Origin of the sequence: Chryseobacterium nepalense (genome assembly GCF_023195755.1) — a bacterium.
GTDB classification, from domain to species: Bacteria; Bacteroidota; Bacteroidia; order Flavobacteriales; family Weeksellaceae; genus Chryseobacterium; species Chryseobacterium nepalense.
The window spans coordinates 3,499,933-3,511,779 of sequence record NZ_CP096203.1 but is presented as its reverse complement, the minus strand read 5'-3'; the positions used below and the strand labels follow the sequence as shown (position 1 = coordinate 3,511,779).

Below are 11,847 nucleotides of genomic sequence, written 5' to 3'. Positions count from 1 at the left end.
TAAATAATAATCTGACTATCAAAATAATACAGTTGAGGATCCCACACCAGCCTGAAATTTGGCATTATGATTGTGAATATCCTTCTGACAGCCTTTCAACTATTATTAAATCTATTGATAACATTTTTTAACCAACCACAAAATATATGAACTATTTACAAGCCACTCAGGAAATAACCGTTGCGATTCCGGAAATCTGCAATGATCTTAATGAAAAAAAAATAGAGAATTCGTATCATATTATTGTTTTTTTAACCGATAAAGTAAAAAACATGATCCGGCAGAACAACACCAGCTGTTTATTTAAATGCCTTGGAAAAATGAACGAATTGTACAACAAAGGAGATAAAATGGTAAAAAGTGCAATTGAAAATTCTTTTGTGTATTCACTGGACAGCTGTACCGCTTTCTGTGCTAAAGAATACCGTGATCTGATTTTCAGTCGTCTTTCACCTGACCTTCAAAAAGTGTATGCCCGACAGATTTACAGCCACAGTATCTGATTATATTTTATTTTCAGACTGTTTCCACAGAATTTATAAACTTTGGTACGGTTTTCGTTTAAATAAAGTACTTGAAATTAATTATGATGAATGCACCAATGCAAACTATTGATCAAAAAATAGCTGTTGAATATTTAAAGTTTTTTTACCCGCCGTTGCGCACCGAAATCTCCCAACTTTCCGTACAGAATAATTTTGCAGGTATCATTCAGGCCACTATCAATTATTTGAAAAGTCTCCTGTTGGAAGCAAAGATAAATATCATTTCCCATCATATGAAACTGATGCATCTGATCTACCGAAACGGGAATTCTTATATAAAAGATATTATTGAAAATCTCTTTGTAAGATCTTTTGAAAGTTTTAAAAAACATGCTAAAATTCAGCATTGGAAACTTCTTTATCAATATATGCCGGTAAGCTTCCAGGAAATTTATGATGAGCAACGAAAACAAGACAAACTATTTTTCGGTAAATAAAGTATTTATAATAAACTTCGGGCGGAACCAAAGGTTCCGCCCGAAGTTTTAATATAATCCATAATGTAATGATAATATTGCCGATATCAAACTGAAATTCTTTTAACAAATTTATAAAGTTCAAACCATAGTACCGAAACAGCAGCTGTAGCCACTACCAGCAATAGCTCATTGATATCCAGAGATGTTACATTAAAGAACCTTGAAACAGGATGTATATACAGAATAACAAAAAGCAGTACCAATACCAATACCGTAATCCCCGCAAGCAACGAATTACGGTTTTTAAAACTTTCTATAAAGCTGTAATAAAAAGACCTGTTTACAAGACTGAGCAATATATTGGCAAAAATCAGAGTACTGAAAACGAGCGCCCTGGTTTTGATTTCATCATTTCCAAGATAGAAGGAATATTGATAGATGCCTAATATTCCGGCCGTTATTACCAATCCCTGAATAATACTTATAGTAAGTTCTTTCCAGTTGAGGAAAGTATCCGTAAGCTTTCTTGGCGGATTATTCATGGTATTTTTCTCCATAGGTTCATTTTCGTAGACAATAGAGCAGGTAGGTCCCATAACCAGCTCTAAAAATATAACATGTACCGGAGTAAAAATACCGGGAAATACCCAGCCTAAAAACAGAGGCAGCGAAACGGTAAGTATAATGGGAATGTGAATAGAAATAATATACTGAACCGCTTTTTTAATATTGGCATAAATTCTCCGCCCCGCAGCAATCCCAACAACCAATTTTTCCAGATCATCATTCATAAGCACCATTGCTGCTGCCGATTTGGCAATTTCAGTTCCCTTATTTCCCATTGCCACACCAATATGTGCTGCTTTTAAGGCCGGTCCGTCATTTACACCGTCTCCAAGCATGGCTACTACCTGACCCTGCTTTTTTAAGGCCGTGATTATTTTAAGTTTTGCTTCAGGAAACATTCTGGTAAATAAGGTTTTATCTTCGGCAATTTTCATCAATCCCTCTTCTGAAACCGATGCAACATCATTACCGTTCACCGCGGCCGTACTGTTTTTAATTCCCGCCTGCAGGGCGATAGCCTGTGTTGTATCGCTATTATCTCCTGTAATTACTTTTATTTTTATCCCCGCATTATAGATCTGTTCCAATACTTTTTTAATTTCTTTTTTAGGAGGATCATAAAATACGGTTAATCCAAGGAAGTCAAAACTGAAATCCTGTTGTTTTTCCGGGAAATTATTTCCTTCAAAGTCTGACATCGCCACTCCCAAAACCCGGTATCCCTGTTCTCCGAATTTTTTTACTACTCCACGTATTTTAATTTTTTCTTCTTCTGAAAGTCTGGAAACATTAATGATAGCTTCCGGTGCTCCTTTCGCAGCAACAATTCTTTCTTTCTGTTCATTTTCAAACAGATCGGTCATCATCGGAGGCTTACCTTCCAACGGATATTCATGAAAAAGTTTATAGCTTTTTCTTTCATCATCAGGACGGTTCTGCTCATAGGTTTTGTGAAGCGTAATTTCCATAGGATCAAAAGGAACAGGCTCACTGCTCCACATAGCATAATCAATCAGCCGATTTAGTTTTTCCGAATTAAATTCTTCTTGTCCGTACACCATATCTGAACGGTAATCATAAAGATATTTAAGCTGCATAACATTTTCAGTGATTGTTCCTGTTTTATCGGTGCAGATTACCGTTACACTTCCCAAAGTTTCCACAATACTGCTCCGCTTGATGATAATACCGTTTCGCATCAGCTTCCAGGCTCCCAATGCCATAAAAGTTGTAAAAGCCACAGGAATTTCCTCAGGAAGCACGGACATAGCCAGCGTAAGACCGTTCAAAAGACTGCCAAGAAAATTTCCCGTTTTGATGAAACTGAAAGTACAGACTCCCAGAAAAATAATGATTCCGATGATCGCCATTCCTTTTACAAACTTCCGGATCTGGATCTGCAGCGGCGATTCTTCTTCTTTGATATTGATAATAGACTGTCCTATTTTTCCTACTCTCGTTTCTCTGCCAATACGTTCTACCCTATATACTGCAAGACCGGAAACGGTTACTGTTCCGCTGAATATCTCATTATCTTCAGATTCGCTGTCTTTAAATACAGAGTAACTTTCTCCGGTAAGAGAAGATTCATTGACTGAGAAATCATTACTGTGTACAATTCTTCCGTCTGCATTAATCAGATTCCCTTCTTCAGTAATACATAAATCCCCCACCACAATTTCAAAAGTTGGAATTTCTATGATTTTTGAATTCCGGATTACTTTGCTTAAAGGTTCATTAAGCTTTTCCAGTTCTTTCAGCGCTTTTTTGCTTCGGTTATCCTGATAAAAAGAGATTGCCGTAACGGCAAGTATGGCAGCAAACATAAATAGCGCTTCCCCGTAATCTCCTATCAGAATATAAATAAATGAAACACAAATCAGTAAAATAAGCATCGGTTCCTTCAGAATGCTGACGAGAACATTCATCCATGTTTCTTTCTGAACTTCTCCCAAAGTATTGTATCCGTATTTTTTTCTGGAAAGTTCAACTTCGGCTTCTGTAAGTCCTTTTAAGTTTTCAGGTATATTGTAATTCATAGCATATGAATAGATTACTAAAGTTAAGAATTCTTCTTTTAAGTACTGACATTATTTCACTTTATGAATAAATCTTATTATTTTAGAAAACTATTAAAAAAATTATGAATTATGAGTGAAAATTACCTCGCCACTCCTGAATTTACGGAACCATTATACAGGTTTACCAAATATTTCATAATAATATCTAAGATTAATAAAAAGGACTGCCTAAAATTAGACAGTCCCTTTATTATAATTGATTAAATGTATGAAACTATTTCTTAATGAATTTAAAGGTTTGCATACCATTATCTGTAAATACCTGAATCAGATATACTCCCTGAGGTAAAGCGTGAACATCAATGCTTCTTTCCCCTGATTGTAGTTTCTTTTCAGTTACTCTTCTTCCATCTGCAGCAAAAATTACTGCTTTGGTGATCACTTCCTGTCCGCTGAAATTCAAAATATCTCTTACCGGATTAGGATAAATCTGAAGCTGAGATTTTGTTTTTGTATTATCAGCAACACCAAGAGTAGTATTAATTGCCACTACTGCTAAAGAAGCCGTAGATTCACATGATCCTACGGTCTGTGTAGCATAGTAAGTAGTATTGTGCACCAAAGCTGTGTTAAGCGGCAGACTGTTTACATGGTTCTGTGCGTCTGAAGATGAAGCATACCATTTGATATTCTGACCAGTTACTACCAAAGCACTCAGAGTACTTCCAGGAGCAAAATTCTGAGGTGAAGTTCCTGTCGGAGCCGCTACCGGAGCTGATTGTGTAATAGTGAATGTTCTGGTTAATGTACATGCATTAGCATCAGTAACAGTCACAGTGTAAGTTCCGGCAGATAAGCCTGTAGCTGTTGCAGCTGTTCCCCCTGATGGAGACCATGAATACGTATAAGGTGCTGTTCCTCCTGAAACGTTAACAGTTGCTACTCCTGTAGATCCGCCATTACATGCGATATTCGTCTGGGAAGTAGTAGCACTAAGAGCCGTTGGCTGTGTAATAGTGAATGTTCTGGTTAATGTACATGCATTAGCATCAGTAACAGTTACTGTATAAGTTCCGGCAGATAAGCCTGTAGCCGTTGCAGCTGTTCCTCCTGATGGAGACCATGAATACGTATAAGGCGCTGTTCCTCCTGAAACGTTAACAGTTGCTACTCCTGTAGACCCACCATTACATGCGATATTCGTCTGGGAAGTAGTGGCACTAAGAGCTGTAGGCTGGGTCACTGTTCTACTCACTGTTGCAGTACATCCGTTGGCATCAGTGATGATTACCGTATATGTTCCGGCAGCTAGCCCTGTTCTGTCTTCTGTTGTGATTCCACCACCCCAGTTGAATGTATAAGGTGCTGTTCCTCCTGCCGGAGTCAAGTTGATCGCTCCATTAGAAGCGCCGTTACATGCTACGTTAGTTACTACCGTTGTTCCGCTTACTGCACTTGCTGGCTGCGTTACTGTGGCATTAACTGTTGCAGTACATCCGTTGGCATCAGTGATGATTACCGTGTATGTTCCGGCAGCTAGTCCTGTTCTGTCTTCTGTTGTGATTCCACCACCCCAGTTGAATGTATAAGGTGCTGTTCCTCCTGCTGGAGTCAAGTTGATCGCTCCGTTGGAAGCGCCGTTACATGCTACATTCGTTACTACCGTTGTTCCGCTTACTGCACTTGCTGGCTGCGTTACTGTGGCATTAACTGCTGCAGTACATTCGTTGGCATCAGTGATGATTACCGTGTATGTTCCGGCAGCTAGTCCCGTTCTGTCTTCGGTTGTGATTCCACCACCCCAGTTGAATGTATAAGGTGCTGTTCCTCCTGCTGGAGTCAAGTTGATCGCTCCGTTGGAAGCTCCGTTACATGCTACGTTTGTTACTACCGTTGTTCCGCTTACCGCACTTGCTGGCTGCGTAATAGTGAATGTTCTTGTTAATGTACATCCATTTGCACTAGTAACAGTCACAGTATAGGTTCCAGCTGATAATCCTGTAGCCGTCGCAGCTGTTCCTCCTGATGGAGACCATGAATACGTATAAGGTGCTGTTCCTCCTGAAACGTTAACAGTTGCTACTCCTGTAGATCCGCCATTACATGCGATATTCGTCTGGGAAGTAGTAGCACTAAGAGCCGTTGGCTGTGTAATAGTGAATGTTCTGGTTAAGGTACATGCGTTAGCATCAGTAACAGTTACTGTATAAGTTCCGGCAGATAAGCCTGTAGCCGTTGCAGCTGTTCCTCCTGATGGAGACCATGAATACGTATAAGGTGCTGTTCCTCCTGAAACGTTAACAGTTGCTACTCCTGTAGATCCGCCATTACATGCGATATTCGTCTGGGAAGTAGTAGCACTAAGAGCTGTAGGCTGAGTAATCGTGAATGTTCTGGTTAATGTACATGCATTAGCATCAGTAACAGTCACGGTGTAAGTTCCGGCAGATAATCCTGTAGCCGTTGCAGCTGTTCCCCCTGATGGAGACCATGAATACGTATAAGGTGCTGTTCCTCCTGAAACATTGATAGTTGCTACTCCTGTAGATCCGCCATTACATGCGATATTCGTCTGGGAAGTAGTAGCACTAAGTGCTGTAGGCTGAGTAATAGTGAATGTTCTGGTTAAAGTACATGCATTAGCATCAGTAACAGTCACTGTGTAAGTTCCGGCAGATAAGCCTGTAGCCGTTGCAGCTGTTCCTCCTGATGGTGACCATGAATACGTATAAGGTGCTGTTCCTCCTGAAACGTTAACAGTTGCTACTCCTGTAGACCCGCCATTACATGCGATATTCGTCTGGGAAGTAGTGGCACTAAGAGCTGTAGGCTGAGTCACTGTTCTACTCACTGTTGCGGTACATCCGTTGGCATCAGTGATAGTTACCGTGTATGTTCCGGCAGCTAGTCCCGTTCTGTCTTCGGTTGTGATTCCACCACCCCAGTTGAATGTATAAGGTGCTGTTCCTCCTGCTGGAGTCAAGTTGATCGCTCCGTTGGAAGCTCCGTTACATGCTACGTTAGTTACTACTGTTGTTCCGCTTACTGCACTTGCTGGCTGCGTTACTGTGGCATTAACTGTTGCAGTACATCCGTTGGCATCAGTGATGATTACCGTGTATGTTCCGGCAGCTAAACCTGTTCTGTCCTCTGTTGTGATTCCACCACCCCAGTTGAATGTATAAGGTGCTGTTCCTCCTGCTGGAGTCAAGTTGATCGCTCCGTTGGAAGCTCCGTTACATGCTACGTTTGTTACTACCGTTGTTCCGCTTACTGCACTTGCTGGCTGCGTTACTGTGGCATTAACTGTTGCAGTACATCCGTTGGCATCAGTGATGATTACCGTGTATGTTCCGGCAGCTAGTCCTGTTCTGTCTTCTGTTGTGATTCCACCACCCCAGTTGAATGTATAAGGTGCTGTTCCTCCTGCTGGAGTCAAGTTGATCGCTCCGTTGGAAGCGCCGTTACATGCTACATTCGTTACTACCGTTGTTCCGCTTACTGCACTTGCTGGCTGCGTTACTGTGGCATTAACTGTTGCAGTACATCCGTTGGCATCAGTGATGATTACCGTATATGTTCCGGCAGCTAAACCTGTTCTGTCTTCGGTTGTGATTCCTCCACCCCAGTTGAATGTGTAAGGTGCTGTTCCTCCTGCCGGAGTCAAGTTGATCGCTCCGTTGGAAGCGCCGTTACATGCTACGTTTGTTACTACCGTTGTTCCGCTTACTGCACTTGCTGGCTGATCAATCGTAAATGTTCTTGTAGATTGGCATCCCAAATTATCCGTTACCGTTACAGTATAAGTTCCGGCAGATAAACCTGTAGCCGTTGCAGCGGTTCCACCAAAAGGTGCCCAAGAATATGTATAAGGTGCAACACCACCTGATGGTACTACCGTAGCAACACCATTGGACCCGCCATTACAGGATACATCAGTTTTGCTTCCTGTGGTACTTATGCTTACAACCGTTAATGTAGCAGCATTAGAAGTAGCAGAGCCTGAACCGATAGCCACGGCACGATACTGATAGCCGTTCATGGCTGAAGTAGCTCCCGTGATGGTCAAAGTACTGGTTGTAACTCCTGAATAAGGAGCGGTGTTAGTCAAAGCAATAAATCCGCTACCAGAATTCTGATACCACTGGTAAGAACTAGCCCCTGAAGCAGCAACCGTAAAGGTAGTGGTGCCTCCTGCACATATAGTTCTGTTTGCCGGGCTTGCCGTAATTACAGGATTACTGGCCAAGAACGTACACCCTGAATACTGCGATCCTGCAGCAGTACTAAGTGTCCAGTTGGCATTATTCATGACCGCTGTTCTTATATTGGCAACTGTTGATGTTGGAACACCGGTACAGTTAAACTTTCCGGATCTAGCCACTGTGACACCAGATACCGGCCCTGTATAAAATGCATTCGTACCTCCCGTAAGTCCCGGTGGCATTAATGAAGCATTGGGACTTCCAACCGCATCACTATTCCATGCAGCTGTTGTAGATCCTGCTGTATAAAAATAATTGATACCGGCAATACAAGTCACATTAGCACCTGTAACACTACCGTTTCCTCCCTGGAAAGCTATAATCTGATCTCCCACAGATGATAAAACCAATCCATTGGAAGATGTTCCGTCGGTAAGCGCTACAGTACCATTGGGTATAGATGTACTTGTTGCAGGATTATAAACAGAAGCTGACAACGCTGAAATATACACTTCAGTACCGGCCGGCAACGCAGTACCGCTGGTCCATGTAATTGCAGATTCTGTTGATCCGGCTGCTTGCCAGGCATTGCTTCCCTGATATCCCCGATCGGTAAAGCTTATTTGTGTTCCGCTTGAAATAGGGGCAAGCAAAACAAATGAAAATACATCTACCGAAGTAGAACTCGAATCATAAGAGGTAAACGCAATCCCTCCGGGAGAGAGCGTCGTCTGAGCCTGGGCATATCCCAGCAACGACGCTCCCATAATGACGACTGTTTTCGCCAGCGTTCTAATTGTAGAATAAAAATTTTTCATTTTTAATTATATTTAAGTTATAAGTTCAAAAATTGTTCACCATTTCTAAGCCCGAAAGCAGATAATTTATGTCCGCTCATGAAGCCCTCTTCGACGTAGACGATATCTAGTCTCAGATATGAATTATGATTACATTTAACAATTAACCCATTTTCCTTATCCAAAGAAAGTATGGTTCCGGGAGTTCCGGCATGATGATTTGCAATCTCAACGGAGGTAGCTTCCACTAGCCTGATATTCCATCCATTCCATTGAGCATACGCTCCTTTATTCCAGGGATTACATGCTCTTATTAATGCTTCAATGGTTTCAGCATCCTGCTTCTCCCAGGAAATACAAACATCTGTAGCACCTGGTTTCGGATAATACCGGGCCATTTCTTCGTTTTGTTCCGTTCCTAAAAAATTTCTTTGTAAAAGGTTTAAAAGTTCATTTAAAAGATTGGCGCCTAACCACGACAAGTGAGTGCATAATGCCCCATGTGTCATTTCCGCAGTAACAGGAATATTTTTTTTAAGAATAATGGCTCCTTTATCGATATCCCGATCAATAACATGAACAGTAATTCCCGATTGTCCAGAACGGCTTCTTATGGTTTCAAAGACAGGATCTGCCCCTCGCATTTCCGGCAAAAGCCCGTAATGAAAGTTGTAAAATTTACCAGAATAAAGCGCAAGAATTTCAGAAGAAATTTTCCAGGGAAAAGTCATGGTAAAAACGGTATTGGCGCCGGAAACCTCCATCATATTTTTTATCTGACCGGTGCAGCTTTCGGATGTCATAATAAAAAGAGGTATTCCTGACTGCTTTGAAAGCATGGAGCAAAATTCAATAACTTCCGCATTCTTATCAGGCACTCCTAACGCACAAAGCCGGCCTGCAGCATGTAAAGCCTGCAAAGCCGGAAATGCCATCCGGTTATTACATAAAACTGCTATTTTAAATGGACCTGTCATGATTCTAAGCACGCATAAGCATTAAGCCAAGTATTAGCCTCTACAGTTCTTATATATTCAATATTCCTTTCTAACGCTTCGCGTTCCATTTCTGTAACCGAGGCTGCATAACAGTCTTTTAAAAGACAGTTTCCTGTTTTGTCATCTTTTGAAACGGTCGCATAATAAACTTCAGTCTCCGAAAATCCGTTTTCAGGATTCATATATACTTTTCCACGTGGTGAATGAATGGTCATTTCATTAAACTCTGTATTTTCCAGTCCTATCAACTGTGCAGCTTCCCATCCCAATAAAGAGAAAAGGTTGGCTTTACCATATTTAATTCCATCCATTATATTTACAAAAATTTCATTTTCAGGAATCTTCAAATTTCTTGACCAGGCTATTGCTGTACTCCAATCATATCCGGGATATGTTATTTTTCCCAGCCAGGTTTCATCCGCAGTAAATCCCGTACCATATACTTTATAATGGCCGGACATTTCGCTGCTTCCCGCAAAAAAGTCTTCAGCCATATCACCACAAAAAGTTGCAAGTACCGCAGTGTTCTGTTCTTTTTCAAGAAATTCCGTAAGTGGTTTCAATGTAAAATCAGAACGCTTTAAAGAAGTAATGTGGTTAAAAACTATAGATCCTCCTTTTTCTTCAGCAGCAGCTGCATATACATAAGAAGGACGGTATCCTGCATCATAAAAAGAGCAGCTGAATGCAAAATTCCTGAATCCGTCTTCAATGGCTTTATGTGTTATTACACGTGTACAAAGGCCACCCTGAAGAGAGATAAACCATGCATTTGAAAGCTTTTTGCTGAATTTAGGAAAATGATAGCCACTATCAAGAACGATGAGGCTTTTTCCCGAAGATTCAAAAAGAGGATGTACAAATTCTGCTGAAAAAGGATTCATATATCCTATTATGATATCTGTACCGGCGAGCAAAAACTGTTCGCAATGGTCATAAATTTCCTCGTTTTTTGCAGCAACCCCAATTCCTGCTGAAATGATTTCATGGTATCCTTCCAGTCCCATATTCTTAAGGGATTGTTTGAAACCGTCCATAATATCAAATGAAATAGACGGATAAATAACAGAGCGCGGTAAAAGTAAAGCTATTTTCATATTCTTTAATAAAGTCAGTCTGCGGCAAACTGTTTTGCCGCAGACTGAATTAATAAATGCTAATTAAGATCTTGACGGAAAAATCCCGTACATACAGATGATGTAATTCATTCCCAGATAAGGCTGACGAATACTCATCGGCTGCCCTGCTCCTGAAACGCTTAACGCGAATGCATTAGGTATTGCTTTCATGGTGCTGTCTGGCTGCTCGCTAGAATACAAACCCTGTAATGATGCAAGTGTACTGCCTGCAGGAGAACCTGTATTTCCTTCATCTGAAAATGTTTTTATTGAAACTGTTTCAGACCCTGCAGTGTGTGTATGCGTTGGCATGTGCTGTATATCGCAGGTTACCGTTTCAGTACCTGCCGTCATTCCTAATTGAAATACTTTGGTTCCTGCTCCAGTACCGGTTCCCACAGCTGTTCTTCCTGCAAAATTCGGCAGCATGAAGGTTGTTGTCCCGTTACCTCCGTACATTGTACCCAAAAGCGCAAAAAGTGCCTGGTTAGTACTAATCGATATTGTCTGCCCCTGACAAAACGCCCAATACTTGGGAGCAAAATTTCCGGCAAACATTCTTATTTCTGACATGGTTCCTTCCATAATAATCGTTTTTCTATTAATAGTTTAATGAATTAATCCTGTCTTGGCGGGTAATACCCTTCAAGACAAATAATGTAGTTGGTTGCCAATACAGGCTGTATAATACTAAATGGAACATTGCTTCCAACAGCAGATATAGAACCTGTTGTGGTAGCCGGTGCGATAAAAGTATCTGGTGCCTGAGTGGAATATGCTGCAGCTGAACCTGCGAGTACGTTACCTGCCGGAGATCCCGTATTACCTTCATCTGAAAAACATGGAAATGCAATTGTTGCTGCTGCGGTATGGCTATGCGCAGGCATTTGCGCGGTAGTCATGGTAACCGTTTCAGTTCCGCCTACCTCTCCTAAATCTATAGGAGTAAGACCAGCTCCCTGGCCTGTTCCTACAGCAACTCTTCCTCGAAGATCCGGAACGCCGAACGTATTGCGGCCATCGCCACCGAAAGTAGTTCCTAATATTGTGTATACTGCCTCAAATTGTGAGATACTATAAAGTGTTCCGTCGCAGAAAGCCCAGCCAAGCGGAGCAAAATTTCCACCAAATAAACGCACTTCTCCTATATAACCTTCCATAATGATATCTTTAATTG

General features: G+C 41.3%; 8 protein-coding genes. 2 read left to right on the top strand and 6 right to left on the bottom strand.

Annotated elements, in window-relative coordinates; translation table 11 throughout:
• The first annotated feature begins 146 nt into the window (after nucleotides 1-146).
• A complete protein-coding gene (locus M0D58_RS15820; protein ID WP_248391487.1) occupies nucleotides 147-503 on the top strand; it encodes a DUF7674 family protein in 357 nt (118 codons plus the stop codon).
• A 71-nt stretch (nucleotides 504-574) separates the two neighbouring features.
• Nucleotides 575-982: a DUF7674 family protein gene (locus M0D58_RS15815; protein WP_248391486.1), complete on the top strand. Its 408-nt coding sequence runs from the start codon at nucleotides 575-577 to the stop codon at nucleotides 980-982.
• Nucleotides 983-1,068: 86 nt separating this feature from the next.
• Here the strand turns inward: M0D58_RS15815 and M0D58_RS15810 are convergent, their stop codons facing one another.
• From M0D58_RS15810 to M0D58_RS15785, 6 genes are all read right to left on the bottom strand, one after another.
• Nucleotides 1,069-3,570, bottom strand: coding sequence for a cation-translocating P-type ATPase (locus M0D58_RS15810; RefSeq protein ID WP_248391484.1), 2,502 nt, complete (start codon nucleotides 3,568-3,570; stop codon nucleotides 1,069-1,071).
• Between the two features lie 256 nt (nucleotides 3,571-3,826).
• A complete protein-coding gene (locus M0D58_RS15805; protein ID WP_248391482.1) occupies nucleotides 3,827-8,575 on the bottom strand; it encodes a T9SS type A sorting domain-containing protein in 4,749 nt (1,582 codons plus the stop codon).
• A 17-nt stretch (nucleotides 8,576-8,592) separates the two neighbouring features.
• The gene (locus tag M0D58_RS15800) at nucleotides 8,593-9,531 is read right to left on the bottom strand and encodes a formyltransferase family protein (protein WP_248391480.1); all 939 of its coding nucleotides are present in this window, start codon (nucleotides 9,529-9,531) and stop codon (nucleotides 8,593-8,595) included.
• Nucleotides 9,528-10,649: a type 1 periplasmic-binding domain-containing protein gene (locus M0D58_RS15795; RefSeq protein ID WP_248391478.1), complete on the bottom strand. Its 1,122-nt coding sequence runs from the start codon at nucleotides 10,647-10,649 to the stop codon at nucleotides 9,528-9,530. Before M0D58_RS15795 ends, M0D58_RS15800 begins: the two co-directional genes overlap by 4 nt.
• Before the next feature lie 63 nt (nucleotides 10,650-10,712).
• Complete coding sequence (locus M0D58_RS15790; RefSeq protein WP_248391476.1) at nucleotides 10,713-11,255, bottom strand: phage tail protein; 543 nt, start codon at nucleotides 11,253-11,255, stop codon at nucleotides 10,713-10,715.
• A gap of 32 nt (nucleotides 11,256-11,287) precedes the next feature.
• The gene (locus tag M0D58_RS15785; protein ID WP_248391474.1) at nucleotides 11,288-11,830 is read right to left on the bottom strand and encodes a phage tail protein; all 543 of its coding nucleotides are present in this window, start codon (nucleotides 11,828-11,830) and stop codon (nucleotides 11,288-11,290) included.
• Between the last annotated feature and the right edge of the window lie 17 nt (nucleotides 11,831-11,847).